The sequence below is a fragment of the Erythrobacter sp. JB3-1 genome (assembly GCF_057364995.1).
The window spans coordinates 2,770,116-2,795,664 of record NZ_CP200289.1 but is presented as its reverse complement, the minus strand read 5'-3'; the positions used below and the strand labels follow the sequence as shown (position 1 = coordinate 2,795,664).

27 protein-coding genes, 1 tRNA gene and 2 pseudogenes are annotated in these 25,549 nt (G+C 58.5%); 23 read left to right on the top strand and 7 right to left on the bottom strand.

Going from position 1 to position 25,549, the window contains the following annotated elements:
- The first annotated feature begins 5 nt into the window (after positions 1-5).
- The 4 genes and pseudogenes from AC0V6M_RS13325 (at position 6) to AC0V6M_RS13310 (ending at position 2,202) form a co-directional block, all read left to right on the top strand.
- On the top strand, positions 6-764 hold the full coding sequence (locus tag AC0V6M_RS13325) for a F0F1 ATP synthase subunit A (protein ID WP_486139651.1): 759 nt from the start codon (positions 6-8) through the stop codon (positions 762-764).
- 45 nt (positions 765-809) lie between these two features.
- Positions 810-1,038 (top strand): annotated as a pseudogene (locus AC0V6M_RS13320) (F0F1 ATP synthase subunit C).
- Positions 1,039-1,139: 101 nt separating this feature from the next.
- Complete coding sequence (locus AC0V6M_RS13315; RefSeq protein ID WP_486139281.1) at positions 1,140-1,634, top strand: F0F1 ATP synthase subunit B family protein; 495 nt, start codon at positions 1,140-1,142, stop codon at positions 1,632-1,634.
- Positions 1,627-2,202 (top strand): F0F1 ATP synthase subunit B family protein, encoded by a 576-nt coding sequence (locus AC0V6M_RS13310; protein ID WP_486139280.1) that lies wholly within the window; start codon positions 1,627-1,629, stop codon positions 2,200-2,202. The genes AC0V6M_RS13315 and AC0V6M_RS13310 overlap by 8 nt, the downstream gene beginning before the upstream one ends.
- Before the next feature lie 146 nt (positions 2,203-2,348).
- Here AC0V6M_RS13310 and AC0V6M_RS13305 read toward each other — a convergent pair whose 3' ends face one another.
- From AC0V6M_RS13305 to aroA, 6 genes are all read right to left on the bottom strand, one after another.
- Positions 2,349-3,341 (bottom strand): NADPH:quinone oxidoreductase family protein, encoded by a 993-nt coding sequence (locus tag AC0V6M_RS13305; RefSeq protein WP_486139279.1) that lies wholly within the window; start codon positions 3,339-3,341, stop codon positions 2,349-2,351.
- Positions 3,342-3,346: 5 nt separating this feature from the next.
- On the bottom strand, positions 3,347-4,105 hold the full coding sequence (gene gloB / locus AC0V6M_RS13300; protein WP_486139278.1) for a hydroxyacylglutathione hydrolase: 759 nt from the start codon (positions 4,103-4,105) through the stop codon (positions 3,347-3,349).
- Between the two features lie 197 nt (positions 4,106-4,302).
- The gene (gene rpsA / locus AC0V6M_RS13295) at positions 4,303-6,012 is read right to left on the bottom strand and encodes a 30S ribosomal protein S1 (RefSeq protein WP_472645093.1); all 1,710 of its coding nucleotides are present in this window, start codon (positions 6,010-6,012) and stop codon (positions 4,303-4,305) included.
- Between the two features lie 322 nt (positions 6,013-6,334).
- A complete protein-coding gene (locus AC0V6M_RS13290) occupies positions 6,335-6,952 on the bottom strand; it encodes a (d)CMP kinase (protein WP_486139277.1) in 618 nt (205 codons plus the stop codon).
- Positions 6,949-7,212, bottom strand: a complete 264-nt coding sequence (locus tag AC0V6M_RS13285; protein ID WP_486139276.1) for a CBU_0592 family membrane protein — start codon at positions 7,210-7,212, stop codon at positions 6,949-6,951. Before AC0V6M_RS13285 ends, AC0V6M_RS13290 begins: the two co-directional genes overlap by 4 nt.
- Positions 7,213-7,342: 130 nt before the next feature.
- Positions 7,343-8,677, bottom strand: coding sequence for a 3-phosphoshikimate 1-carboxyvinyltransferase (gene aroA / locus AC0V6M_RS13280; RefSeq protein ID WP_486139275.1), 1,335 nt, complete (start codon positions 8,675-8,677; stop codon positions 7,343-7,345).
- A 188-nt stretch (positions 8,678-8,865) separates the two neighbouring features.
- Here aroA and AC0V6M_RS13275 point away from each other — a divergent pair, with 188 nt between their 5' ends.
- From AC0V6M_RS13275 to AC0V6M_RS13225, 11 genes and pseudogenes are all read left to right on the top strand, one after another.
- Positions 8,866-9,204: a TIGR02300 family protein gene (locus AC0V6M_RS13275; protein ID WP_486139274.1), complete on the top strand. Its 339-nt coding sequence runs from the start codon at positions 8,866-8,868 to the stop codon at positions 9,202-9,204.
- Between the two features lie 98 nt (positions 9,205-9,302).
- Positions 9,303-9,378, top strand: a tRNA-Ala gene (locus AC0V6M_RS13270).
- A gap of 394 nt (positions 9,379-9,772) precedes the next feature.
- Positions 9,773-11,278: a signal recognition particle protein gene (gene ffh / locus AC0V6M_RS13265; RefSeq protein WP_486139273.1), complete on the top strand. Its 1,506-nt coding sequence runs from the start codon at positions 9,773-9,775 to the stop codon at positions 11,276-11,278.
- Positions 11,279-11,321: 43 nt separating this feature from the next.
- Positions 11,322-11,867 (top strand): 30S ribosomal protein S16, encoded by a 546-nt coding sequence (gene rpsP, locus AC0V6M_RS13260; protein WP_486139272.1) that lies wholly within the window; start codon positions 11,322-11,324, stop codon positions 11,865-11,867.
- Positions 11,868-11,983: 116 nt separating this feature from the next.
- Positions 11,984-12,502, top strand: coding sequence for a ribosome maturation factor RimM (gene rimM / locus AC0V6M_RS13255; RefSeq protein WP_486139271.1), 519 nt, complete (start codon positions 11,984-11,986; stop codon positions 12,500-12,502).
- 5 nt (positions 12,503-12,507) lie between these two features.
- Entirely contained in the window at positions 12,508-12,846 is a 339-nt protein-coding gene (locus tag AC0V6M_RS13250) for a hypothetical protein (RefSeq protein ID WP_486139270.1), read from the top strand.
- The gene (locus AC0V6M_RS13245; RefSeq protein WP_486139269.1) at positions 12,843-13,820 is read left to right on the top strand and encodes a carbon-nitrogen hydrolase family protein; all 978 of its coding nucleotides are present in this window, start codon (positions 12,843-12,845) and stop codon (positions 13,818-13,820) included. The genes AC0V6M_RS13250 and AC0V6M_RS13245 overlap by 4 nt, the downstream gene beginning before the upstream one ends.
- Positions 13,817-14,134: a hypothetical protein gene (locus AC0V6M_RS13240; protein ID WP_486139268.1), complete on the top strand. Its 318-nt coding sequence runs from the start codon at positions 13,817-13,819 to the stop codon at positions 14,132-14,134. Before AC0V6M_RS13245 ends, AC0V6M_RS13240 begins: the two co-directional genes overlap by 4 nt.
- Positions 14,135-14,270: 136 nt before the next feature.
- A pseudogene (trmD, locus tag AC0V6M_RS13235) lies at positions 14,271-15,177 on the top strand (tRNA (guanosine(37)-N1)-methyltransferase TrmD).
- Complete coding sequence (gene rplS / locus AC0V6M_RS13230; protein WP_472638870.1) at positions 15,116-15,484, top strand: 50S ribosomal protein L19; 369 nt, start codon at positions 15,116-15,118, stop codon at positions 15,482-15,484. Before trmD ends, rplS begins: the two are co-directional and overlap by 62 nt.
- Positions 15,485-15,681: 197 nt before the next feature.
- On the top strand, positions 15,682-18,003 hold the full coding sequence (locus AC0V6M_RS13225) for a S9 family peptidase (RefSeq protein ID WP_486139267.1): 2,322 nt from the start codon (positions 15,682-15,684) through the stop codon (positions 18,001-18,003).
- On the opposite strand, the gene AC0V6M_RS13220 is transcribed toward AC0V6M_RS13225, so the two are convergent.
- Complete coding sequence (locus AC0V6M_RS13220) at positions 17,963-18,892, bottom strand: alpha/beta fold hydrolase (protein ID WP_486139266.1); 930 nt, start codon at positions 18,890-18,892, stop codon at positions 17,963-17,965. The two genes, AC0V6M_RS13225 and AC0V6M_RS13220, sit on opposite strands and share 41 nt — an antisense overlap.
- A gap of 97 nt (positions 18,893-18,989) precedes the next feature.
- Here AC0V6M_RS13220 and AC0V6M_RS13215 point away from each other — a divergent pair, with 97 nt between their 5' ends.
- The 8 genes from AC0V6M_RS13215 (at position 18,990) to AC0V6M_RS13180 (ending at position 25,505) form a co-directional block, all read left to right on the top strand.
- Positions 18,990-20,015, top strand: coding sequence for an aspartate-semialdehyde dehydrogenase (locus AC0V6M_RS13215; RefSeq protein WP_486139265.1), 1,026 nt, complete (start codon positions 18,990-18,992; stop codon positions 20,013-20,015).
- Between the two features lie 3 nt (positions 20,016-20,018).
- Positions 20,019-20,471 carry a hypothetical protein gene (locus AC0V6M_RS13210; RefSeq protein ID WP_486139264.1) on the top strand — a complete coding sequence of 151 codons (453 nt, stop codon included), beginning with the start codon at positions 20,019-20,021 and terminating at the stop codon, positions 20,469-20,471.
- Between the two features lie 157 nt (positions 20,472-20,628).
- Positions 20,629-20,874, top strand: coding sequence for a hypothetical protein (locus tag AC0V6M_RS13205; RefSeq protein ID WP_486139263.1), 246 nt, complete (start codon positions 20,629-20,631; stop codon positions 20,872-20,874).
- Positions 20,825-21,280, top strand: a complete 456-nt coding sequence (locus tag AC0V6M_RS13200) for a DsbA family protein (RefSeq protein WP_486139262.1) — start codon at positions 20,825-20,827, stop codon at positions 21,278-21,280. Before AC0V6M_RS13205 ends, AC0V6M_RS13200 begins: the two co-directional genes overlap by 50 nt.
- Positions 21,277-21,738: a GFA family protein gene (locus AC0V6M_RS13195; protein ID WP_486139261.1), complete on the top strand. Its 462-nt coding sequence runs from the start codon at positions 21,277-21,279 to the stop codon at positions 21,736-21,738. Before AC0V6M_RS13200 ends, AC0V6M_RS13195 begins: the two co-directional genes overlap by 4 nt.
- 59 nt (positions 21,739-21,797) lie before the next feature.
- Complete coding sequence (locus AC0V6M_RS13190; RefSeq protein ID WP_486139649.1) at positions 21,798-22,499, top strand: alpha/beta fold hydrolase; 702 nt, start codon at positions 21,798-21,800, stop codon at positions 22,497-22,499.
- Positions 22,500-22,566: 67 nt separating this feature from the next.
- The gene (locus AC0V6M_RS13185) at positions 22,567-24,438 is read left to right on the top strand and encodes a M2 family metallopeptidase (RefSeq protein WP_486139260.1); all 1,872 of its coding nucleotides are present in this window, start codon (positions 22,567-22,569) and stop codon (positions 24,436-24,438) included.
- A complete protein-coding gene (locus AC0V6M_RS13180) occupies positions 24,435-25,505 on the top strand; it encodes a YncE family protein (protein ID WP_486139259.1) in 1,071 nt (356 codons plus the stop codon). The genes AC0V6M_RS13185 and AC0V6M_RS13180 overlap by 4 nt, the downstream gene beginning before the upstream one ends.
- Positions 25,506-25,549: the final 44 nt, after the last annotated feature.

The following is a 25,549-nucleotide window of genomic DNA, read 5'->3' as shown; positions in this document are numbered from 1 at the left end:
ATCCGATGAAGCAATTTCAGCTCGAGCCAATGTTTGGTTCGTCGGGCTGGGAGATTGCCGGGGTCAACATCGCATTCACCAATTCCGCATTCTGGATGGCCATCACAACGGTCTTGATCTGGGTATTTGTATTCGGCGGCATGAAGCGCCAGCTGGTACCAGGTCGCTGGCAGATGGCGGTTGAGAGCTTTACGGGCTTTATCGACGACATGCTGGAGGCGAACATTGGCAAGGCAGGGCGCAAATATGTGCCTTATGTCTTCAGCCTGTTTATGTTCATCCTGTTTGCCAATTTGCTCGGCCTGCTGCCGATTGGCTTGCTTGGTCTGCACCCGTTCACCTTTACCAGCCACTTCACCGTGACCGGTGTGCTTGCCATCATCAGCTTTTCGATCGTTCTGGTCGTTGGTTTTTGGAAGCACGGCATCAAGTTCTTCACGCTGTTCGTGCCGCACGGCACCCCGGCACCGATGATCTTGCCGATTGCGCTGATTGAATTCTTCTCATTCCTCATCCGCCCATTCAGCCTCGCATTGCGGCTGTTCGTGGCGATGATGGCCGGGCACGTTCTTCTGAAAGTGCTCTCCAGCTTTGTGATCGACGGCGTAAACGCTGGCGTTGGCATTGGCCTCATGGTCAGCCTGCCAAGCTTTGCTCTGATGGTCGCAATCAGCGCTCTAGAAATTCTCGTAGCCGGAATTCAGGCCTACGTGTTCGCTCTTCTGACGTCGCTTTATATCAACGACGCAGAACACCTTCACTGAGTTTATCTCTCTAATTTATATATTTGATCCCAAGGAGTTTTTCACATGGAAGCAGAAGCAGCTAAGCTCGTAGGCGCAGGCCTTGCAGCAATCGGTGCCGGCATGGCCGCAATTGGTGTTGGTAACGTGTTCGGTTCGTTCCTCGAATCCGCACTTCGCAACCCAGGCGCAGCGGACGGCCAACAAGGCCGCCTGTTCATTGGCTTCGCCGCAGACTGAGCTTCTCGGCCTGCTGGCATTTGTTGTCGCGATGATCCTGATCTTCGTTGCCTAATAGCAATTTCGGTATCCCGGCCTGCTGAACCAGCGGGCCGGGCCGCCCTAATTTCTATCGACGACGTTTAAGATCCACTTTACAGGTTTCGGACCGCTCTCATGCCTCAGATAGCCCAATTAGCCGAGTTCTACTCCAGCCAGATTTTCTGGTCGCTGGTGTTTTTCGGCCTGACATTCTTCGTCATCGGACGCGGAATGGTGCCCAAAGTGATGGGAACGGTCGAACTGCGTGACAATCAGATCGCTGACGATCTGGCTGCAGCGCAGGCCGCTCGTGACGCGGCGGACGAGCAAGAGGAAGCATGGCGCAAGCGCGAGAATGAAAATCGCGCCGCTGCCCAAGCAACCATTGCAGAGGCCAAAACCAAGGCTGCGGCCAAAACCGAAGCAACGCTGGCAAAGGCGCAGACCAAGATCGATGCAAAGCTGGAAGCAGCCGAAGCAGCGATCTCTGAGGCCCGCACCAGCGCAATGGCTGAGGTTGAAACCGTCGCTGCTGAAGCAACGCAAGACATTGTCTCCCGCCTTGCCGGAGCCAAAGTCGACAAACGCACCGCGCGTTCTGCGGTGAAGAAAGCGCTCGCCAATGGCTGATCTCATGTCACTCTTGGTCGCCGCCGGCAACGCCACTGAAAGCATGTTGGCGACAGATGAGGCGGATTCGGTCTACCTCAAGGATGAGCCATCAGCGCTGTTCCTGCAGGATTACCAGTGGGTTTCTCTGGCGATGCTGGTGCTGATCCTGATCTTTGTTTGGAAGAAAGTTCCAAGCCTGATCACCGGCGGGCTCGATAAGAAGATCGCTGAAATCAAGCAGCAACTTGACGAAGCCAAGAGCCTGCGCGCCGAAGCAGAGGCTCTGCGCGATGAATATGCGGCCAAGATCGCTGGCGCTGAAAAAGACGCCGAAGCGATGATGGAAGGCGCCACCCGCGAGGCGGACGCTATCCTTGTCAAAGCCAAAGAAGACGGCGCAGCTATGGTTGCTCGCCGTCAGCGTATGGCAGAAGATAAGATCGCTGCGGCTGAGCGTGATGCGGTTGAAGAAGTTCGCAGCAGTGCGGTGGATGCGGCCGCCGCGGCGTCGCGCAAGATCATCGCTGACAAGCATGATGCCGACGCTGACCGGGCGCTGGCCGACGAGGTAATCTCAGCGATTTAAGCGCTGGCCTTTTGCGGATGATGAAGAGGCGGCTCGATTGGGTCGCCTTTTTTATGTTCGCGAACCCCCGAGTAGGCGGGGGTCTCTCTCATGGGCAAAGCGCAGATTTGAGATAGGTCCCCGCCTGCGCGGGGACTCACCTATGGCTAGCTGCCCGGCTCAAACACCACTTTTCCCACCAGTTCACGGTTCGCCATCGCCTCAAACCCTTCGCGCCAACGGGACAAGGGCAACGTGCGGTCGATGGCTGGGGTTAGCCGGCCCGCAGATGCCAGCTCTGCAATGGCGGCGTTGATGGCGCGGCCCCGCTCAGGAAAGCGCCGCGCATATTCGCCCGCGCGCAGGCCGACAATGGAGAAGCCCTTGATCAACGGAATATTGGTCGCGACCTCTGCGATCCGTCCGCTGGTGAAGCCGACCACCACCAGCTTTCCGGCAAAGCTGACGCAGCGTGTGCTTTCGTCAAACAAATCGCCGCCAACGGGATCGAACACGATATCGCACAGCTTTCCGCCGGTAATCTCGGACACCTGCTCGCGAAAGCGCCCTTCGGCGGTGATCACGGCGTCGGGCCCATAAAGCGCAGCGATCGGCTCTCGCTTGGAGACGACACCCGTTGTTGCGAGCACTTTCGCGCCGAACGCCTTGGCGAGATCCACCGCCGCTAAGCCAACACCGCCGCTCGCACCGTGCACCAACACCCATTTTTCGCCGCTGGCCCCGTCTAACAGCCCGCACAGCTCGACAAGCCCTGTGTAGGCGGTTGAGTAAGCCGCTCCCATGGCTGCGCCCTCGGCGAAGCTTACATTGGCGGGGAGGGGGGATAGGCCGCGCGCAGGGATGCTTGCGAGCTCAGCGAAAGCGCCGGTTTTATTGCCGCCCATGACCCGGTCGCCGGGGGCAAAGCCGCTGTCAGGCTCCGCTTCTATGACTTCGCCTGCCAGCTCCAATCCGCTGACAAAGGGAGGCTCTGGTTTGAACTGATACTCACCGCGCGTCATTAGCAGGTCGGGAAAATTGAGCGATGCGGCGTGGATCTGCACCAACACCTGGCCCGGACCGCGCACAGGCTCTGGCGCGTTCACCAGCGTCGCGCCTGATAGGTCGCTCGATAGCGTCTCGACCGTGAGAGCCTGCATCGGGCTTAGAAGTTATCCTTGGCGCTGCGCAGCGCGGCGAAGGTTTCATGCGGCTCGTTGCCGCCCCATTTCGCCATCATCGCCGGATCGTCCGCGCGCAGGAAAGGGTTCGTCTCAAGCTCGCGTTTCAGTATGGTGGGCACGGTCGGTTCACCGCGAGAGCGCTTGTCTTTAATCTCAACGACGTAGTCTTGCAGCGCCGCGTTGTCCGGGTCAGCGTGCAGCGCAAACTTTGCGTTCGCCTCGGTGTATTCATGCGCGCAATAGAGCGTCGTCTCGGTCGACATGCGCCGAATCCGGTCGAGGCTGGTCCAGAATTGCTTTGGCTCGCCTTCGAACATCCGCCCGCAACCCAGCGCGAACACAGCATCGCCCACAAAGGCTACGCCTTCCTCGACGATGTGGTACGCGATGTGACCATTGGTGTGGCCTGAAACGTCGATGATTTCGGCGCGGTGCTCACCCAAATTGACGCTGTCGCCGTGCGCAACAATGCGGTCGATGGGGGAGAGTTTCTCCACCTCTTTGGGCGCGAGCACGCGCGCACCGGTCGCCTCGACGATTTCCTTGTTCCCGCCAGCATGATCTGGATGCCAATGGGTGTTCCAGATGTGGGTGATTTTCCAACCCTTGCTATCTGCCTGGCGCAGATATTCCTTGGCATCAGGCGTGTCGATCGCGGCGGTCTCACCGGTCACGGAATTGTGCACGAGGAAGCCGTAATTGTCGGACAGGCAGGGAAACTGGTGGATTTGGATCGTCATGTCGGGTCTTTCCGCGGAAGATGAAGCGCGATGATACGCCTCTCAAGCGCGTGATGGAAGCACCAATGAAAAACCCGCCGGCAGCAATGCCGGCGGGTGTCTCTTTCCGTGAGTCCCCGCGAAGGCGGGGATCTCGTTAATCTAGGCGCTGTGCCATTGGAGGCTCCCGTCTGCGCGGGAGCTCGCCATTTCGCGACTTAGTCGTCTGACTTCTTCAGAGCTTCGCCGAGGATATCGCCAAGTGAAGCGCCGCTGTCGGATGAACCGAACTGCTGCACCGCTTCCTTCTCTTCAGCGATCTGACGCGCTTTGATCGAGAAGTTTGGTTTCTTCGAACGGTCAAATCCGGTGACCATTGCGTCAACCTTGCTGCCGGTCTGGAAGCGATCAGGACGTTGCTCGTCGCGGTCGCGGCCGAGGTCCGAACGCTTGATGAAGCCGGTTGCGCCGTCGTCGCCAACCTGCACTTCGAGGCCGCCATCGCGAACTTCGAGAACAGTGACAGTGACGGTTTGTCCCTTGCGCAGCGAATCTGCACCAGCGGCGCCGTCTGCGGTTGGTGCGCCCTTTTCAAGCTGCTTCATGCCGAGGCTGATGCGCTCTTTCTCAACGTCAACGTCAAGAACGATGGCTTTGACTTCTTCACCCTTGCGGTGGAGCGCCAATGCGTCTTCGCCCGAGATGCCCCACGCAATGTCGGACATGTGGACCATGCCGTCGACATCGCCGTCGAGGCCAACGAACAGACCGAATTCGGTTGCGTTCTTGACTTCGCCTTCGACGATTGTGCCAACTGGGTGCTTCTCTGCAAACTCGTCCCAAGGGTTGCCTTGAGCTTGCTTGAGGCCGAGCGAGATACGGCGCTTTTCGCTGTCCACTTCGAGGACCAGAACGTCGACTTCTTGCGAAGTGCTGACGATTTTGCCTGGGTGAACGTTCTTCTTCGTCCAGCTCATTTCAGAGACGTGGACCAGACCTTCGATGCCTGGCTCCAGCTCAACAAATGCACCGTATTCGGTGATGTTGGTGACGGTACCAGAGAGCTTCGCGCCCATTGGGTACTTGGCTGCAACGCCGTCCCATGGATCGCTTTCCAGCTGCTTCATGCCGAGGCTGATGCGCTGGGTCTCTGAGTTGATGCGAACGATCTGAACCTTCACCGTGTCACCGATATTGATGACTTCGCTTGGGTGATTGACGCGCTTGTAGCTCATGTCGGTGACGTGCAGCAGGCCGTCGATACCGCCGAGGTCGACGAATGCGCCGTAATCGGTGATGTTCTTGACGACGCCATCGATAACCTGACCTTCGGCCAGCTTGTCGATCAGCTCGCTGCGCTGTTCTGCGCGGGTTTCTTCGAGGACAGCGCGGCGTGATACCACGATGTTACCGCGGCGACGGTCCATTTTAAGCAGTTGGAACGGCTGAGGCACTTCCATCAGCGGGGTAACATCGCGCACTGGGCGGATGTCGACCTGGCTGCCAGGAAGGAACGCGACAGCGCCGTCGAGATCGACTGTGAAGCCGCCTTTGACGCGGCCAAAGATGCGGCCTTCGACGCGCTTGCCTTCGCCAAATTCGTTTTCGAGCTTGTCCCAAGCAGCTTCGCGGCGGGCGCGGTCGCGGCTGAGCATGGCTTCGCCATCGGCGTTTTCTACGCGGTCGACATACACTTCAACCTCAGAACCGACGCTGAGGCCGTGGTCGTCATCACCGCGGGAGAATTCTTTAAGTCCGACGCGGCCTTCTGATTTGAGGCCCACATCGATGATAGCCATACCGTTTTCGATGGCCGTTACGGTGCCTTTTACAACGCGGCCTTCAAAGCCGCCGTCGTCTGCACCGCCAAGTTGTTCGTTAAGAAGCGCTTCAAAATCGTCGCGCGAAGGGTTGGGCGAAGTCGCCATAGGTCAGGAAATCCTGTTTACATTTGCTACCGGCCACCGGTTTTTCCGGGGTCTTAAACCGTCTCTGAGCACCATTGCTCGGCCTAACGGGGCAAGAGGGCCGTAATCCGCATGAGGCCGAATGCGTTCATGCGGGTTCGAAACAATCGGGTATGATTGGGTGAACGGGGGCGCGCTTAGGCCAAGGGCGGCGCAAATGCAAGGATTTTGCGGTTCCAGGACCTAACCCAAAGACCGTCCGTGCTGAGCTTGGCGAAGCACTGCTTTTCTAGGGCGTGTGCTGTGCCTGTGTTTCGACAGGTGCAAGCGGGGCAGATCAACCCTAGAGTTGCTGCTCCACAGCCGCAATTACCGCAGCGATGGCTTCGTCTTTGCCCAGCGTCGTCGTGTCGATCACCATTGCATCGGGCGCGGCCTTTAGCGGGGCATCCTTGCGGCCAATATCGCGGTTGTCGCGCGCGATGATGTCTTGCTCAATCTCCGCGAGCGGAATTTCGATTTCACGCCCTGTCATCTCAAGCCAGCGGCGGCGTGCGCGCTCGGTCGCGCTGGCGGTGATGTAGAGTTTAATCGGGGCGTCTGGGGCAATAACGGTGCCAATATCGCGCCCGTCCAGCACTGCGCCGCCCTCTTGCGTCGCAAAGGCACGTTGGCGAGCGAACAGCGCCTCGCGGACCTCCGGATGGATGGAAACACGGCTCGCAAGACCGCCGCTTTCCTCGCTGCGCAATTGCTCATCGGCGAGCAAAGCGTCGGGAAATTCGCAGGCCGCCAGAGCGTCTGCTGGGTCATCAGGATTGCCCTGATTGATCGCAACTTGCCGACCAACCGCCCGGTAGAGCAGGCCTGTATCGAGATGCGGCAGGCCGAAATGCGCCGCCAGCGCTATGGCGATGGTGCCTTTGCCAGAGGCGGTTGGGCCATCAACTGCGATGATCATGCTGCGGCCTTGCTCCTCATCCTTAGCGCCTTCACCAAACCGAACACGGCAATCGCGGCCCAGAAGCCTTCCAGCACCAGGCTTGGCCAATTGGTGTGGACCAGCAGGCTGATCGTGAGCAGCGCGGCCCCGGTCAGGTTCGTACCGTGAAGGATAAACGGGTTGGGCTTATCTTTGACCGTGAGATAGGCGTAGGCGGCGATGATGCAGGCCGTGCCGACGAAACCGATGATCGAATAGATATCGAGCGGGGTGTTCATCGCTTTCCTCGCAATTCTGCGTCTTCGTCACCATGAACTCGTTTCAGGGTCCATCCCCGGCGTGGCCCTTCGAAGATCGTTCTGGCGATGGATGCTGAAACAAGTTCAGCATGACGGGTGAGATAAGTCCTCAATTTGATGCCGCCTCAAGCAAATCCATAAAGCTGGGAAAGCTGGTGCCGATGGGCGAAGTGTCGTCCACGGCCACACCGCGCACGCTGGCGAGGCCCGCGACCGCCATGCTCATCGCAATACGGTGATCGAGATGCGTAGTGACCGTTTGGCCCTCCGGCGTGCCGGACAGAGGCTCGCCGCCGGTGCCATGGATCACTAGGCCATCCTCTTGCTCTTCGATGCTTGCCCCGGTCAGTGTGAGCGCGGCGGTCATGGCTGAGAGGCGGTCGCTTTCTTTCACGCGCAGTTCTTCAAGACCGCTGGTGCGCGTTGTGCCTTTGGCCAACGATGCGGCGACAAACAGCACAGGAAACTCGTCGATCATGCTCGGCGCGATGGCTGGGTCGACATCAATTCCGGTCAGTTCAGAATGGCGCACGCGCAGATCAGCGACTGGCTCGCCGCCCACTTCGCGCAGGTTTACTTCGTCGATGGAGCCGCCCATTTCGCGCAGCACTTGGACGAGGCCAGCACGGGTCGGATTCAGCCCGACATTCTCGATCAGCAAATCGCTGCCCGGAACAATCAGAGCCGCGACCATGAAGAACGCCGCGGAAGAAGGGTCTCCCGGAACGGTTACGTGCTGGGGCTTTAGATTAGCTTCGCCGTGAATGCGGATGATGCGGGTGCCATCGTCTCGCTGGACCACGTCCAGCTTCGCGCCGAAGCCCTTCAACATGCGCTCAGTGTGGTCGCGGGTGGGCACAGGCTCAATCACAGTGGTGATCCCCGGCGTGTTGAGCCCTGCGAGCAGAACGGCGCTTTTCACCTGAGCGCTGGCCACTGGCAGAGTGTATTCAATCGGTACGGCGGGCAGGGCGCCCCGCATCATCAGCGGCAAAGTGCCGCCTGCGGAGCTTTCGAAACTCGCGCCCATCAGGCTCAGCGGATCGATTACGCGGCCCATTGGTCGGCCTGAGAGGCTGGCATCGCCTGTAAACGTAGCTTTGATCCCGTGGCTGGCGATGATTCCCATCAGCAGGCGGGTCGACGTGCCGGAATTGCCCATGTCGAGCGCTTCGCTCGGCTCCAGTAATCCGCCAACGCCGACGCCGCTAATGTGCCAAGTGACTTTACCCGCGCCATCGTCGTCACGCGTAATCTGCGCGCCCATCGCCCGCATCGCGGCGGCGGTGGCCATCACATCCTCGCCTTCCAGCAGGCCGCTTGCGGTGCTTGTCCCCACAGCAAGGGCGGAAAACATCAAAGCGCGGTGGCTGATCGACTTGTCGCCGGGCACGCGCAGATTTCCGCGCAAAGGGCCAAGAGGGGCAAAGGTGTGAGCAGGCAAGATGCAGCTTTCTGAAAATATTAAGCGATGAAATAAGCGCGGCGTCTTTGACAGTCACCCACGCATCTGGCAAGGCGCGCCGACTTTGGAGCGGGGCTCTTGAACTACACCTCAATCGGCCCCACAAACCACACCATATTTTTGCCCGCGCCAATCGCGGCCCGCGGCGTTAACTCGAGGATTAATTGATGGCGAAGCCAGAATGGGGCACCAAGCGTTCTTGTCCCAAATGCGGAGAGCGCTTTTACGATCTCGGCAATGATGAGCCGGTTACCTGCATTGAATGCGGCGAGACCTGGTCTCCTGAGCCTGTGCTCAAGACCAAACAGCCAATTCCGTTTGAAGCCGACGACAAGAAGAAGGACGGCGAAGCCGATACCGATCTGGGCGGCGACGATGATGAGCTGAAAGACATCGAGAACATCGATGACGGCGAAGATTCACCGGACAATGATGTTGATCTGGGCGGCGATGATGACCTTGGCGTGTCCAAGGGTAAAGGCGACGACGAAGATCACGAGAATTAATTAAGGCTTGCCTTTCGAGGGGGTAGCCCATAATGGGCTGCCTCCTTGCGAAAGCGAGGCGCTGGTCTTACGTCAGTAAGCCAGACACATCGATGATAGGGGCCTTAGCTCGGCTGGGAGAGCGCAACACTGGCAGTGTTGAGGTCAGCGGTTCGATCCCGCTAGGCTCCACCATCGAACCGGATATGTTGATATCCGGCCATTATCGGGCTGCAAAGAGCAGCTCCCTTGCGCTTCCGGTGCTCACGATCTGTCCGATCGCTGCGCTCCGGTTCTCGGGAGCCGCCTTTTCGCCGCGATACTGACCGAATATCAACACACCCGGATACATGGGTAAAATTGGGGCATATCCCCGCGCTGGCCAACGAGGTTTCGTTCGCCGGCGTTTTTTGCGTTTAGTTCTCGCCGTGCGCGGCAAGTGAGGAGTTGAAGACGATGTTTGACAATTTGTCCGACCGCCTTGGCGGGGTCTTCGATCGTCTTGTCGGAGCGTTTCCAGCAAAAGTGGGAACCGGTTTTGCGGTTCGGAAACGCGACCAGATAAAACGCAAACAAGGAGCATTCGGCAATGTTTGACAATTTGTCCGACCGCCTTGGCGGGGTCTTCGATCGTCTCAAAGGTCGCGGCGCGCTGAAAGAACAAGACGTGCGCGATGCAATGCGCGAGGTCCGCGTGGCTTTGCTCGAGGCTGACGTGGCGCTGCCCGTGGCGCGGCGTTTCATCGATGCAGTGACGGAAAAGGCCGTTGGCCAGGACGTTCTGAAATCGGTCACACCGGGCCAGCAAGTCGTCAAAATCGTCCATGACGAGCTGGTTGATATGCTCGGCGGGCCAGAGACCGAAGGCCTGATTCTGGAGGCGAAGCCGCCGGTTGTGGTCATGATGGTCGGTCTGCAGGGCTCTGGTAAGACGACGACCACCGCAAAACTCGCAAAGCTGATCAAGGAAAAGCACGGCAAGAAGGCCATGATGGCCTCGCTCGATGTCAACCGCCCGGCTGCTCAGGAGCAGCTCGCGGTTCTGGGCGAGCAGGTCGAAACTGCAACTTTGCCGATTGTCGCTGGCCAGCAGCCAGTGGACATCGCACGCCGCGCAATGGAGGCCGCGCGCCTTCAGAACTTTGACGTGCTGCTGCTCGATACCGCAGGCCGCCTGCATGTCGACGAAGCGCTGATGGCGGAAATGAAGGCTGTCTCCAGCGTTTCTGAGCCGACTGAAGTGCTGCTGGTGGTTGACAGCTTGACCGGTCAAGATGCTGTAAATGTTGCGCAAAGCTTTAGCGGCGAAGTTCCGCTGACCGGTGTGGTCCTCACCCGGATGGACGGCGATGCACGCGGCGGCGCGGCGCTTTCGATGCGCGCGGTTACCGGCAAGCCGATCAAGTTTGCGGGCACGGGCGAGAAGCTCGACGCGATTGAGGTCTTCCGCGCAGGCAGCGTGGCTGACCGTATCCTTGGCATGGGCGATGTCGTCAGCCTGGTCGAAAAAGCCGCTGCGACGATCAAGGAAGAAGACGCTGAACTGCTCGCAAAGCGCATGTCGCAGGGGCAATTCGACCTCAATGATCTGCGCATGCAATTGCAGCAAATGCAGAACATGGGCGGGCTCGGCATGCTGGCGGGCATGATGCCCGGCATGAAGAAGGCGAAGGCGGCAATGGCCGCCGCCGATATGGACGACAAAGTGCTGCTCCATATGGACGCGATCATTGGCTCTATGACGGCCAAGGAACGCGCCAATCCTGCGCTGATGAATGCCAAGCGTAAGCGGCGCGTTGCGGCGGGTAGCGGCACCGAAGTTCCGCAGGTCAACAAGGTGCTGAAGATGCACCAGGAAATGGGCCGCGCGATGAAACAGATTAAGAAGATGGGCGGTCTGAAAGGCCTCGCATCCATGTTTGGCGGAGGCGGCGGCCCAGGCGGAATGATGGGCGGCCTACCCGGCATGGGCGGCGGCGCTGGCGGGCCTGGTGGTTTGCCGGGGCTGGGCGGTCCAGGCGGCGGATCCGGCGCTCCGGGCGTGGATCCGAACACGCTGCCCCCTGAACTACGTGATATGTTGAATAAGAAGTAATTTTAAACGATTTCAAGAATTTGAGACTGGAAAGGTATCTATAATGGCAATTGCACTGAGGCTCTCGCGCGGTGGCGCAAAGAAGCGTCCTTATTACCGGATCGTAGCGGCAGACAGCCGCGCACCACGCGATGGTAAGTATCTGGAGCAAATCGGCGTTTACAACCCGCTGCTCGCCAAGGATGACGAAGGCCGCGTGAAGCTCAACGAAGACCGCGCGAAATATTGGCTCGGCGTTGGCGCACAGCCATCTGACCGCGTTGCGCGTTTCCTTGATGCTGCTGGCATTCGTGAGCGTGAAGCTCGCAACAATCCGAACAAAGCGAAGCCGGGCGAAAAAGCGACCGAGCGCGCTGAAGAGAAGGCTGAAAAGGCTGCTGCCGCTAAGGAAGCGGAAGAAGAAGCGAAGAACGCCGCTGCAGAAGAGGCAAAGGCTGCTGCAGAAGCACCAGCAGAAGAGCCTGTTGCGGAAGAAGCGCCTGCTGAGGAAGCTGCTCCAGAAGCTGCGGCCGAAGAAGCACCAGCAGAAGAAGCGGCTGCTGAAGAAGCTCCAGCGGAAGACGCTGGCGATGAAAAGTCTGAAGGCTAAGTCTCAATGCCTTACCCCGCTCACCCTGAGCCTGTCGAAGGGTTGTTCTTCTTTCGGGAATACCGTTCCAGAAACAAGTGCAGTGCTTCGACAAGCTCAGCACGAGCGGGGCTGGGGTGTTGAGCGATAAGTCCATCGAGCTGGCCGCCATCACTGGCGCGCATGGCGTGGCGGGCGAAGTCCGGCTGAAACTGTTTGGCGAGGGCGTGGAAGCGCTCTCGCAGCATAAGAGTTTCACGGCCGGCAAAGACGGGCGTGTCCTAACGCTCAAGAAAATCCGCTCCGACAATAAGGGCGGGGCGGTTGCCCGCTTCGCTGAAGTGGCTGGGCGCAATGAGGCAGAGAAACTGCGCGGAACCGTGCTGATGGTCCCGCGAGAGGCTCTGCCAGACCTCGCCGAGGGCGAGTTCTACCACGCCGACCTTCTGGGTCTGGAGGCCTTCACCGATGCGGGAAACCGCGTGGGCACCGTCGTGGCGGTCGAGAATTTTGGCGCGACCGACGTGATCGAGATCGTGCGCGAGCCGCCGCCTGAAAAAGGCACCAAGACCTTTATGGTGCCGCTGATCGATGCGGCAGTGATCGAATGGGACACAAGCAGCCTTGTGATCGCCGCCGATTTCGCTGAAGGCTGATAGCCATGATGATGGTCGGTGTCTTTGGGATTGTATTTCTTGGCTTACTTGTCATCGTTCTCGCCCGCGCTGCGGCTTGGGTGATTGAACGTGCAGTGCCTAGATTGGGCCTCTCTGCACGATCAGCGATTGCTGCACTCATTGCGGGATTCTTGCCGCTCATTCCAGCGGCTTTCTATGGGGCGACCGAGGAAGCAGGCGTTAACCTCATTGAGGTCTTCGAGCCATTGCTCCTCGCTGGCCTCCTTCTCGCCGTCGTTTTTGGCTTCCCAGCAGCCTTTCTTTCCTCTCGCAAGCGTGCGCGCAAGCACGCTGAATCGATCAATCCGGAAACCTTTGAATGACCAAACTCCCCGTCGCCATTTGCCAAGCTGCCCCGGTCCCCTTCGCGATTGGAGTGGGCATCGCAAAGGCCGTCGAACTCGCTGAAAAGGCGATCAAAGACGGCGCGAAGCTGGTTGCCTTTGGTGAGACGTTCCTAGGCGGCTATCCGCTGTGGCTAGACGAGTCCCCCGGCGCGGCGCTGTGGGACCATCCGGGCACACGCGCATGCCATGCGATCATGCTGGAAAACGCGATTGTCGCGAATGATGAGCGGCTGCTGCCGCTGCAGGAGCTGTGCGATGCGCATGACGCCTGCATCTCCATCGGCGCGCATGAGCGGGTGCGCTCCAGCCTTTATAACAATCAACTGATGCTGCGCCCCGGCGAGGCTCCGTTGGACCACCGCAAGCTGGTGCCCACGCATGGCGAACGGCTGATCTGGATGCGCGGCGATGGCTCAACCCTGGGCGTGCATCAGGCCGAATGGGGCAAGGTCGGCAATTTGATCTGCTGGGAGCATTGGATGCCGCTGGCGCGCGCAGCGATGCACAACCTCGGCGAAGCGGTGCATGTCGCCGCATGGCCGACCGTGCGCGAGGAATATGCGCTCAATTCGCGGCACTATGCCTTTGAAGGCCGCTGCTTCGTGCTTGCCGCAGGGCTGGTTCAGCACAAGACGGACCTGTTTGAAGGCCTAGAACTCGCGGAAACTGGTAATGCCGATGTTGGCGCCGCCCGCGCGCTGATCGAAGCAATTGAGAGCGACGCGCTAAACCGCGGCGGTAGCTTTATCGCCGCCCCCGATGCGCGCGTGCTGGCACAAGCGGGCGAGGGTGAAGAGACGCTCCACGCCGAGCTGGACCTGTCAGAAATTGGCGCAAATTTGACGAGCCTCGACACAGATGGTCATTATTCGCGCCCGGACGTGTTTGAGCTGAGTGTCGATACGAGGGCGAAGGATGGGGTGAATTGGGGCGGCAAGGCACGCGTATGAGCCTTGCGGCTGTTATTCCTCTTTGGACGACTGGATTGCTATTCCAAGTTGGGTCAATCTGGCTTTATCTCTACTGCTATCGACAAGCCCTTGGCGCTTTTAGCCAACGTGAAATCGAGATTTTCATTCCGGCAATTCTACCAGTTCTCGGGACATGTCTTTGGATCGTTGCTCTGGTCGATTATTCAAGTGTTTATGGTTTGGAGCAATCGTTACGCTGGACGTGGTGGCAGCCCACCGGCGCAGTGATCGGCTTCTGTTGTGGCAATCGCTTTGCTGCTTGGTATCGAAATCGAAAGCTGGATGTTAGTTGAGATGATCCTCGTCACCATAGCAAACCCCGCGCATCCTGAGCTTGTCGAAGGATTGCACTCTAACTTTTCTGCCGGCGCGGAAGAGGAAGGCAGCCCTTCGACAAGCTCAGGGCGAGCGGAGATAGTGAACTAGGCTATGACCTTCGCCGCCACCATCCTCACGCTCTACCCAGAGATGTTTCCCGGTCCGCTTGGCGCTAGTCTAGCGGGAAAGGCCATGGCTGAGGGCAAATGGTCGTGCGAGACCGTTCAAATCCGCGATTTCGCGCTTGATAAGCACAAGAATGTCGACAGTCCGCCGGCGGGCGGCGGTGCGGGTATGGTGCTGAAATGCGATGTGCTGGCGCGGGCCTTGGACAGCGTAACTCAAGCACAATCTCAAAAGCCCTCCCTCCTTCAGGGGGAGGGTTGGGTGGGGGGCAATACCAGGCGAGCCCCACCCCCAAACCCCCTCCCCTAGAGAGGAGGGGGCTGCTTCGCATATCCCCATCCTCGCCATGACGCCGCGCGGCAAACCCATCACTCAGGCGCGCATTCGCGAGATCGCAGCTGGGCCCGGCGTCACGCTGCTGTGCGGGCGGTTTGAGGGCTTTGACGAGCGCATTTTTGAAGCGCGGCCCCAGATTGAGCAGGTCAGCCTGGCCGATATCGTCTTATCGGGCGGAGAAATGGCTGCGCTGACCATACTTGATGCTTGCATTCGGCTGCTTCCCGGCGTAATGGGCGCGCCTTCAAGCGGTGCTGAGGAGAGCTTTGAAGAAGGTCTCCTTGAGTATCCGCACTACACCCGACCTCAAGAATGGGAAGGGCGCACGATCCCTGAAGTGCTGCGATCGGGGGATCATGCGAAGATCGCGGCGTGGCGCAAAGCCATGTCGGAAGATCACACTCGGTTACGCAGGCCGGATCTATGGGAGCGTCATGAGGATGCTCGGGTCCAGTCTGCCTCTGGCGCGCGGCGAAAAGAAAGGACACGGACCAGTGAACCTGATCCAGCAAATCGAAGCCGAAGAAATCGGCAAAGTGACCAAAGAGATTCCTGAGTTTCAGGCCGGAGACACCGTACGTGTCGGCGTGAAAGTCACCGAGGGTAGCCGCGAGCGTATCCAGAACTTTGAAGGCGTTGTCATTGCGCGGTCGAACCGCAGCATCAACAGCAACTTCACTGTGCGCAAAATGAGCTTTGGCGAAGGTGTGGAACGTGTGTTCCCACTCTACGCCCCAATCGTCGACAGCATCACCGTGGTTCGCCGCGGCGTTGTGCGCCGTGCGAAGCTTTACTATCTGCGCGGCCGCACCGGTAAGCGGGCTCGTATTGCTGAGCGCCGCGAGAATGCGCCAAAGGCGTAAATCCTCACACGAGAGATTTGAAGGGCGTTCTGGGAGACCAGGGCGTCCTTTTTCGTTGGGGCTTTGCATTCTCGTTCAAGATTCGTCATTGCGAGCAACCGATAGGTTGCGCGGCAATCCAAGGCCCGATCCTTAATTGGTTGGCCTTAGGCCTGCTACGCAACCGCTTCGCTTGCAATGACGAGGTAAGTTTTGGAATGCGCCTACTTTATGCTGCTGCCGCCGCAATTCTCGCAACACCAGCCATCGCGGATGATCACGCAGTGACTGATACGCCAGAGCTGACGTTTGAGCGCGTCTTCGCCTCGCCATCGCTGAATGGTCCGGCGCCGCGTCAGGCGAAACTGTCGCCCGATGGCCGCTATCTCACAGTGCTACGCAACCGCGAAGATGAGCGAGAGCGTTATGACCTGTGGGGTTATGACCGCGATAGCGGCGAGTGGACGATGCTGGTCGATAGCGAAGCGCTGGGCTCTGGCCGCGAGCTGTCCGAAGATGAAAAGATGCAGCGCGAGCGGGCGCGGGTCGGCAACCTCAGAGGCATTATCAGCTATCAATGGGTGAGCGATGGTTCGGGTGTGCTCGTGCCGCTGGATGGCGATTTGTACCTCGCGAAGCTCGATGGTGAGGTGACGCGCCTGACGGACACTGAAGAGAGCGAGCTGAACCCGAAGCTGAGCCCCACAGGCGGTGCTGTATCCTTCGTGCGCGAACGCCAGTTGTGGGTGGGCAAGGTCGGCGAAGACGCTGCTCCGATTACACCGAAGGAAGGCGACACAATCCGCTGGGGTGAGGCGGAGTTTGTGGCTCAGGAGGAAATGAGCCGCCTGACCGGATATTGGTGGGCACCCGATGACAGCCGCCTGGTTGTACAGCGCACCGACGAAAGCCCGGTTGGCATCGTGACCCGCGCGGCGATTGGCGCGACGGGCACGCGAGTGTTTGACCAACGCTATCCTGTCGCGGGCAGCGACAATGCCGTCGTTGAGCTGTTTGTGATGAACCCCGATGGCGGTGAGCGGGTGAAGGTCGACCTCACCAGCAATCAGTCGCCTGAGTCCTACAAAGTGGATGATCCGACCGATTTCTACGTCGCGCGGGTCAATTGGAGTCCTGACGGCAGCCTGTATGTCCAGCGCCAGAACCGTGAGCAGACCGTGCTTGATATGCTCAAGGTTGATCCGAGCACCGGCGCGAGTGAGGTGTGGTTTACGGAAAAAGCTGCGACGGAAGACTATTGGATCAACCTCAGCGACAATTATCGTTTTCTGAAAGACGGTACTCTGCTGTGGTGGTCTGAGAGGGATGGATTTGGCAATTTCTATCGCATTTCCGACGGACATGGTGAGGGTGTTGCGGATCACCACGAGACAGATGAGACTGGTGCTCCTATCGTCGTGTTATCTAGGACTGAGCAACTCACGAATTTCAAAGAACCAATAAATGCGCTAATCGGTGTGGATGAGGCTGAAGGCGTCTTCTTCTATCAGGGAACAAAAGACGTCCTAACCCAGCAAATCTATCGCACCAATCTGGATGGGACTGGCGAACCTATCCAATTGACCGATGATGCCTTCACCCACAGCGCAGTGATGGACAGTGATGGCAAGACCTTGCTGATCACGCGCTCCAACCACAACCAACCACCGCAATCGGTTCTGACCAATCAAGACGGGGAAGTGCTCGCCGCGATTGAGGCCAATCTGATCGAGGGCGATCACCCGTATGCGCCTTATCTGCCCAGCCATCGTCCCGCTGAATTCGGCACGATCAAGGCCGCTGATGGCGAAACCGACCTGCACTACAAGATGGTCACGCCCAAGATGGAGCCGGGCAAGAAGTACCCGGTATTTTATTACCATTATTCCGGCCCCGGTCCGCAGATCGTGACCAAGGGCTGGGACGGCGCGCTGCAACAGGCGGTGGTCGATGCTGGCTACATCTGGTTTGAACTCGACAATCGCGGCTCTGCCAATCGCGGGGTCGCATTTGAACAGCCGCTTTACCATGCAATGGGCGGTGTTGAGGTGGACGATCAGCGCGAGGGCGCGGAATTCCTCAAGACTCTCGATTTCGTCGATGGTGACAAGATCGCGCTCTATGGCTGGTCCTATGGCGGCTATATGACGCTGAAGCAGATGCAGGCCGATCCGGGGCTATATGCCGCCGGGATCAGCGGCGCTCCGGTCACCAAGTGGGAGCTTTATGACACCCACTATACAGAACGCTTCATGGGCGATCCGCGCGAAGTGCCAGAGGCCTATGAAACGGCCAGCGCCATTCCCAATGCGACCAAGATCAGCGATCCCTTGCTGCTGATCCACGGCATGGCGGATGACAATGTGGTGTTTGAAAACTCATCTGAGTTGATCAGCGTTCTGCAAGAGAACAACGTACCGTTCGAAATGATGCTTTATCCCGGCTACACGCACCGGGTTGCTGGCGAGAATATCTCGCCGCATCTGTGGAACACGATCTTCACTTTCCTCGAACGGAACGGCGTGACCCCGCCGGAATAGGCACGCGCGATTGGGCTAGCCATTCCAGCGCTGTCGCGGCGACTTCGCCGGGCGCTTCGACTTGGGGGTAGTGCCCCACGTTAGAGATCAGATGCGCGCGCGCACGAGGCACAATTTCGCGCCATTTGTCATAGGCGTGCTTGCCAGAGACGGGATCGAGCGCGCCGTTGATCAGGCCGATCTTATCCTGCGCCTCGACCAGCGCGGCCTCCCAGCGCTCCTTATGCGTGCGGCGGTCCGCGATGTAATGCAGCAGCTTGTGCGTCAGCCGGTTGCCGCCATTGTGCGCGATGAACTCCCAAAACTCGTCCAGCTCCGCCTCGCTCGGCTGAGTGTCTGGCCCAAACACTTCGGAGAAGCTCTGCCCAAAGCGTTTGCGGTTCATCAACAGGCCGACCAGAAATCCGAACGGTGAAACGCCGAGTTTTTGGATAGGTCTGGCACGGTGCTGGTCGGGGAATATCCCCCCATTGAGGAACACCATCATACAGAGCTGCTGCGCCGCAGTGCCGTCTTGCTGGCGGGCGAGCAGTTCCTGCCCAACGGACACACCGTAATCATGCACGAGAGCGTCAAACTCTCCAATGCCGAGATGCGCGAGCAGAGCCTCTTGCACATCGACCTGGGCATGGATTGTATAACCATTGCCGCCAAAGCCGCCGCGCGGGTTGTCTGACAGTCCAAAGCCCAGCATGTCGCAGGCAATCAAATGGTATTTTTCGCCCAGTTTGTCCCACGTGCGAGCCCAATCAGACGAGCATGTGGGATAGCCGTGCACCAGCAAAAGCGGCCTCGCATCACTATTGCCGTCGGTCCAATAGGCAATCTGGTGCCCTTGAAAGCCGAAATAGTTCGCTTTCTCGCGCCAATGCGCGATACCGCTCTGCATACGTTTCCCCTCCTGATGTGCCCAAGAAACTCTTGCCAAGGCATGTTAGGCGCGGCAGCGCACAACGTGAAGTTGAATTTCCATTGGAGTATGTGATTTGGGTTACCGGGTGGCTGTGGTCGGTGCGACTGGCAATGTCGGACGCGAGATGATGCAAGTGCTGGCAGAGCGCGAGTTTCCGATTGAGGAAATCGCCGCTGTGGCCAGCTCGCGTTCGCAGGGCAGCGAAGTGGAATTCGGCGACACGGGCAAGATGCTCAAATGCCAGAATATCGAGCATTTCGATTGGAACGGTTGGGATATTGCGCTGTTTTCCGCCGGGTCCGGCCCGGCAAAAGAATATGCGCCAAAGGCCGCGGCAGCAGGCTGTATCGTGATCGACAATTCCTCGCTTTACCGCATGGAGCCAGACGTTCCGCTGATCGTGCCAGAGGTCAATCCGGATGCGATTGATGACTATACGAAGCGCAATATCATCGCGAACCCGAACTGCTCGACGGCTCAGCCGGTTGTCGCTCTCAAGCCCCTGCATGATGCGGCCAAGATTAAGCGCGTCGTCGTCTCTACCTATCAATCGGTGTCTGGCGCGGGCAAATCCGGCATGGACGAGCTGTTCAACCAGAGCCGCGCGATCTTTGTCGGTGATCCGGTGGAGCCTGCGACCTTTACCAAGCAGATCGCGTTTAACGTCATCCCGCATATTGATGTCTTCCTGGACGATGGATCGACCAAGGAAGAGTGGAAGATGATGGTCGAGACGAAGAAGATCCTCGACCCGAAGATCAAGCTCAACGCGACGTGCGTTCGGGTGCCGGTGTTTGTCGGCCATTCCGAGGCGATCAATATCGAGTTTGAAAATGAACTGTCGGCCGAGCAAGCCCAGGAAATCCTGCGTGAGGCGCCGGGGATCATGCTAATCGATAAGCGCGAAGACGGCGGCTATGTGACGCCGACCGAAAGCGCCGGAGATGGCGCAACCTACATCAGCCGCGTTCGCGAAGACCCAACCGTTGAAAACGGCATCACCTTGTGGTGTGTATCAGATAACTTGCGCAAAGGCGCTGCATTGAACGCGGTGCAGATCGCCGAATTGCTCGGGCGGAGGCATCTGAAAAAGGGATAAAGTATGCGTGGTTTGGTGATCTTATTGTCGGCATTCGCGCTCGCCGCTTGCGACAGCGGCACGGTCCCAAGTCCAAGCGAGCGTATGAATGAGCGCGGTGACCCCGCAGCGCCGGCGATCGCCGACAATGCGGTTGAACTGCGCGCGGAGGGGCTTGCGGCTGGATCGGAGGCGTTCTTTTTCTCCTCGGGCATGGTCGAAGTGCGTTACGCTCTTGGCGATGTTCTTGGTCCCGATGCTGGCATCGTTACGAACATGGAATGCGGAGCCGGGCCGATTGAGACAGCCACCTTTCTTGGCGGACTGACCGTCAATTTCCAACAAGGCATGTTGGTCGGTTGGAACCTTGGCCAAAGTGCAGATCCAGAGGCGGAAAAGATCACGGCTGCTGGGGATGTGCAGTCTGGGCACTCCGCGGGAAGAGGTGGCCGCGACCCCTGGTTTTCAACCGCTTGACGGAAGCACCTTGGGTGAGGAATTCGCGCTTGGCGGCAAGATCGGCGGCTTCATAGAGGAAGACAAGGTCTCCATGCTTTATGCCGGCACACAGTGTTTCTTTAGGTGACGCATTTTGGGTGGAGATTTTTGTAAGGCGCCGCGCTAGTCTGTGCCGATGACCTTAAAAGCAGATATCTATTTCAGCTTCCGTTCCCCATATTCTTATCTCGCCATTGGCCGTTACCGCGCGCTCGCGGAGGAATTTGATCTCGAGATTGCGCTGCGCACTGTGTGGCCGATTGCGATCCGTGCGCCGGAATTGTTGTTCACCGGAAACCCTGCCGCACCGCGCTATATCCTGATGGATCTCGATGCGGGTCGCCCAGCATTTGGGCATCCCTTATCGCTGGCCGCGTCCTGATCCTGTGAACCAAAATCTGATGACGCGCGAGATTGCTGAAGAGCAGTCACTTATCCGCCGCATTTGCCGGTTGGGCCAGGCCGCATCGCGCCGAGACAAAGGGCTGGCGTTTGCAGACGAAGTGTCCCGCATTGTCTTCTCCGGCGAAGTCGATGGCTGGGACGAAGGCGAACACCTTGCGGGTGCAGCGTCCCGCGCAGAATTGGATCTCGCCGAACTTGATGCCGAAGTGCTGAGCGACGCAGCGGTGCTAGACGCCGAAATCGCTGACAATCAGAGCGCGCTGGAGGCGGCAGGCCATTGGGGCGTGCCCACCTTGGTGTTTGAGGGCGAGCCCTTCTTTGGCCAGGACCGGATCGAAATGGCGAAATGGCGGATGGAGGAAAAGGGGCTGGCGAAACGGTGAGCGCAGACGCAACCAACGCAGCCAAGCATTCAGGTGGCTGCCAATGCGGCGCTGTGCGCTACACGATCAGCGGTGACTTGCCGTCAGCCTATGCGTGCCATTGCGGGGAGTGCAAAAAGCAATCAGCGAGCGCATTTTCCATCTCCATTCCGATTTCGTTCGGGCGTCTCAGTATTGAGGGTTCTTCGAAGATGTTTGAGGTCACCGCATTTAGCGGGGCGGTGAAGCATTGCTATTTCTGCGGCGAATGCGGGACACGCATGTGGCACAGATCGAGCGCGTCACCTGACAGCGCGACTTTGAAAGTTGGAACGCTGGATGACGGCAAAGACCTTGCCCCTCAGTTCCATCTTTGGACTTCGAAGCAGCAAGCAGGAATTTCGCTTGATCCAGAGGCATTGAAATACGAGACGCAGCCGGACAACCTACTGGAACTGCGCGAGAGGATGCAAAATTGAGCGACTTTGTTACCGAGCATTTCGCGAGTTTCGACGGCACAAGGCTGGCCGTACACCGTATGGGTGAGGGGGCTCCGGTCATTCTGCTCCATGGCCTGTTTTCCAGCGCGGATATGAACTGGATCAAATGGGGTCACGCCGCCCGCATTGCCGAGGCCGGCTTTGAAGCGATCATGCTCGATTTTCGCGTCCATGGAGAGAGCGAAGCTCCGACCGAACCTGCCAATTATCCGAGCGGCGTTTTGGTCCGCGATGCGGCGGCGTTGGTCGAGCATCTTGAGCTGAAAGATGGCACCTATGACCTCGTCGGCTTTTCGCTGGGGTCGCGCACAGCATTGCATGCGACGGCCACGCAGGTGCTTGCCCCGCGCAAATTGATGGTATGCGGGATGGGCGTTTCTGGCCTCAGCGAATGGCAGAAGCGGGCGGCCTTCTTCAAACGCGTCATTGATGAGTTCGACACTATCGAGCGCGGGGATCCAGCCTATTTCTCGCGCCAATTCCTGAAGTCGCAAGGGGTGGACCGGGTCGCGGCGCGCTTGCTTCTTGATGCGATGGGCGATCTCGACCTTGCTAAGCTTTCCAATGTGACCATGCCCACGCTAGTCGCCTGCGGCGTCGATGATCAGGACAATGGTTCTGCGACTGAGCTTGCCGAATTGCTCCCCAACGCAACCTATCACGAAGTGCCCGGCGCGCATCTCGACAGCGCGACCAAGCCGGAACTGGGCGAGGCGATTGCTCAGTTTTTGAGCGCTTGATTCCAGGCCCGTCGCAGTTCAAACTCATTTCACAAGAAACCAATTCCTTTGAGAGGTTATCAGGCTCATGAAGCTCCCATCTATCGCTCCTAAATTCATGATGGCATCGGCCATTGCAATTTCGCTAGCCTCGACGCCGGCTCTGGCCGACGGGCACGCAGCAGATGAAGCTGCACCAGCGGCGGGCACAGAGTTTCCTGAAACGCCTGAGGGTGCAGATGCATGGGTCGCCAGCGTTGAGGCGGAGCTCAACACTTTTTCCAAAACCTATGGCCATGTGCTTTGGCTGAACCAGACAAACATCGGGCACGATAGCGATACGCTGGCTTCGCAATACGGCGCGGAATCGACTCTGAAATCGGTAGCTTTTGCCAATGAAGCGGCAAAGTATGCCCGTATCCCTGGCCTCAACCCTGACACCGCGCGCAAGCTCGATATTTTGCGCAATGGTATCGTGATGCCTGCGCCAAGCCGTGAAGGCGCAGCGGCTGAGCTGAGCGAAATCGCAACGCAGCTCGGCTCTGCTTACGGCAAGGGCCGCGGAACGCTCAATGGTGAAGAGATCGGCGGCTCTGACATTGAAGCGGAAATGGGCAATCAAGACCGCACGCCTGCTGAGCTGTCCGAAATGTGGGTGAGCTGGCACGACAATGTCGGCGCGCCGATGCGTGAGGATTACGCGAAGATGATCGGCATCGCCAATGATGGCGCAAAGGAGCTGGGCTTTGCAGATCTGGGCGCAATGTGGCGCTCAAATTACGATATGGACCCAGACCAATTCGCCGCCGAAACGGAGCGGATGTGGCAAGAGGTGAAGCCGCTCTACATTGCGCTGCACACTTATGTTCGCCGCAAGCTCAATGAGAAGCACGGCGATGCTGTGCAACCTGCAACCGGGCCGATCCGCGCCGACCTGCTCGGCAACATGTGGGCGCAGGAATGGGGCAATATCTATCCACTGGTCGCGCCAGAGGGCGCTGGCGATATCGGATATGACCTCACCGATCTGATCACCGAGAAGGGGTATGACGAGAAGGAAATGGTTCGCGTGGGCGAGCAGTTTTTCTCCTCACTCGGGTTTGAGGCTCTGCCGGAAACCTTCTGGGAGCGCAGCCAATTCACAAAGCCGGCCGACCGCGAAGTGGTGTGCCATGCCAGCGCGTGGAACATCGACAATATTGACGATCTGCGGATCAAAATGTGCATTAAGCGCAACGCCGATGACTTTGTCGTGATCCACCACGAGCTGGGCCATAATTACTACCAACGTGCCTATAATCAGCAGGATTTCCTTTATCTCAACGGCGCTAATGACGGTTTTCACGAGGCGATTGGTGATATGATCGCGCTGTCGATTACGCCGGAATATCTCGTTCAAATTGATGTGCTTACGCCAGAGGAAGTGCCAAGCGCGGACAAGGATATCGGTCTGCTGCTGCGTCAGGCAATGGACAAGGTGGCGTTCTTACCCTTCGGCCTGCTGGTTGATCGCTATCGCTGGGGACTGTTTGATGGCTCCACCAGCATGGAAGATGCGAATGCATCTTGGACTGGTCTGCGCACTGAATATCAGGGCATTGTCCCGCCGGTAGAGCGCAGCGAAGAGAACTTCGATGCGGGCGCGAAATATCACATCCCCGGCAATGTGCCGTACACGCGCTATTTCCTGGCGCGCATTCTGCAATTCCAGTTCTACAAGGCCGCCTGCGATACCGCCGGATGGGAAGGGCCGCTGCACCGCTGTTCGTTCTATGGTAATGAAGAGGTTGGCAAAAACCTCAATGCGATGCTCGAGATGGGCGCGTCAAAGCCGTGGCCGGATGCACTCGAGGCCTTCACTGGCGAGCGACAGATGAGCGGCACAGCCATGGTCGAATATTTCGCACCGCTGCTGGAATGGCTGAACGAGCAAAATGAAGGCCAGGAAGCGGGTTGGTGATTGGCCTGCGAGCAGGGTTGGTTGGGGCTGCAGCGCTGGCGATATCCGCCTGCGCGCCCGTAGAAAGCGACGCTGAGCAGTCTGGATGGACCGTTTACGTACCGCTTGGCGAGGCCAAATCCGGCACGACCGGCGAACTGCTGTTCGTGGCCAACAAGAGGGGCAACACGCTTTCCAAGATCGATCTGGCGACGGGGGAAGAAGTACTGCGCAAGAATAGCTGCACCAACCCTCACGAGTTGGCGATGTCGCCTAATGGCAGATTTGTGGCGCTTGCCTGCTATGGAGGAACCACAGTGGATTTCTTTGATATTGATGATCTCAACCGAGTTACGAGTGTGGAATTGGGCGAGAATGCCCGTCCGCATGGGATCATGTGGATGGATAGCGGGGTGATCTATGCAACGGCGGAAGGGCGGCAGTCGATCTTTCGCATTACCGATGATGGGGCAGGCAATCCCGCGCTCACGGAATATCCCACCGGCAAGCAGGGCAGCCATATGCTCGTCGTCGCGCCGGATGAAAGCGCGGCTTGGACAACCGATCTTGGTTCAAAGACGGTCACTCGCATTGACCTGATTGGCGACGCGCCACCTTTGTCCGTCACGGTGGGTGAGGAGCCGGAGGGCATTTCGCTGGCACCTGATGGCAAATCTCTGTGGGTATCCGCACGCGGTTCCAATCAGGCGTTCGAGCTCGATCCCGTCACAATGGAAGTGCGCAATTCGCTAGAAACCGGCCGCTTTCCCTTGCGGCTTTCGATCCGTCCGCAAGGTGACGTGGCGGTCACCTCTGATCTGCGGGATGGCAGTCTGAGCGTGATCGACCTAGAGACCGCTAAAGTGATCCGCACTATTACCGTATCGGGGCCAGAACAGGCCGAGGAACGCTTTCAGGTCACAATCTTGTGGTCTGATGATGGCAAGCGGGTCTATGTCGCCGAAACGGCTAGCGACACCGTTGCAGAAGTTGATTATGAAAGCGGCCAGGTGCTGCGACGTTTACCGACTGGAAATGGCGGTGATGGCATGGCAATCCTAGGGGCGACGGAATTTTTCTCGCCGTGAATGGCTGAGTTTTGGGGGTAATGATTGTGCGTTTTTTATCTGTT

Bases quoted from the DNA above. Each gene is read 5' to 3' on its own strand.
- AC0V6M_RS13325 (WP_486139651.1), top strand. From the start codon at position 6: ATGAAGCAATTTCAGCTCGAGCCAATGTTTGGTTCGTCGGGCTGGGAG.
- AC0V6M_RS13315 (WP_486139281.1), top strand. From the start codon at position 1,140: ATGCCTCAGATAGCCCAATTAGCCGAGTTCTACTCCAGCCAGATTTTC.
- AC0V6M_RS13310 (WP_486139280.1), top strand. From the start codon at position 1,627: ATGGCTGATCTCATGTCACTCTTGGTCGCCGCCGGCAACGCCACTGAA.
- AC0V6M_RS13305 (WP_486139279.1), bottom strand. From the start codon at position 3,341: ATGCAGGCTCTCACGGTCGAGACGCTATCGAGCGACCTATCAGGCGCG.
- gloB (WP_486139278.1), bottom strand. From the start codon at position 4,105: ATGACGATCCAAATCCACCAGTTTCCCTGCCTGTCCGACAATTACGGC.
- rpsA (WP_472645093.1), bottom strand. From the start codon at position 6,012: ATGGCGACTTCGCCCAACCCTTCGCGCGACGATTTTGAAGCGCTTCTT.
- AC0V6M_RS13290 (WP_486139277.1), bottom strand. From the start codon at position 6,952: ATGATCATCGCAGTTGATGGCCCAACCGCCTCTGGCAAAGGCACCATC.
- AC0V6M_RS13285 (WP_486139276.1), bottom strand. From the start codon at position 7,212: ATGAACACCCCGCTCGATATCTATTCGATCATCGGTTTCGTCGGCACG.
- AC0V6M_RS13275 (WP_486139274.1), top strand. From the start codon at position 8,866: ATGGCGAAGCCAGAATGGGGCACCAAGCGTTCTTGTCCCAAATGCGGA.
- ffh (WP_486139273.1), top strand. From the start codon at position 9,773: ATGTTTGACAATTTGTCCGACCGCCTTGGCGGGGTCTTCGATCGTCTC.
- rpsP (WP_486139272.1), top strand. From the start codon at position 11,322: ATGGCAATTGCACTGAGGCTCTCGCGCGGTGGCGCAAAGAAGCGTCCT.
- AC0V6M_RS13250 (WP_486139270.1), top strand. From the start codon at position 12,508: ATGATGATGGTCGGTGTCTTTGGGATTGTATTTCTTGGCTTACTTGTC.
- AC0V6M_RS13245 (WP_486139269.1), top strand. From the start codon at position 12,843: ATGACCAAACTCCCCGTCGCCATTTGCCAAGCTGCCCCGGTCCCCTTC.
- AC0V6M_RS13240 (WP_486139268.1), top strand. From the start codon at position 13,817: ATGAGCCTTGCGGCTGTTATTCCTCTTTGGACGACTGGATTGCTATTC.
- AC0V6M_RS13225 (WP_486139267.1), top strand. From the start codon at position 15,682: ATGCGCCTACTTTATGCTGCTGCCGCCGCAATTCTCGCAACACCAGCC.
- AC0V6M_RS13220 (WP_486139266.1), bottom strand. From the start codon at position 18,892: ATGCAGAGCGGTATCGCGCATTGGCGCGAGAAAGCGAACTATTTCGGC.
- AC0V6M_RS13210 (WP_486139264.1), top strand. From the start codon at position 20,019: ATGCGTGGTTTGGTGATCTTATTGTCGGCATTCGCGCTCGCCGCTTGC.
- AC0V6M_RS13205 (WP_486139263.1), top strand. From the start codon at position 20,629: ATGACCTTAAAAGCAGATATCTATTTCAGCTTCCGTTCCCCATATTCT.
- AC0V6M_RS13200 (WP_486139262.1), top strand. From the start codon at position 20,825: ATGCGGGTCGCCCAGCATTTGGGCATCCCTTATCGCTGGCCGCGTCCT.
- AC0V6M_RS13190 (WP_486139649.1), top strand. From the start codon at position 21,798: ATGGGTGAGGGGGCTCCGGTCATTCTGCTCCATGGCCTGTTTTCCAGC.
- AC0V6M_RS13185 (WP_486139260.1), top strand. From the start codon at position 22,567: ATGAAGCTCCCATCTATCGCTCCTAAATTCATGATGGCATCGGCCATT.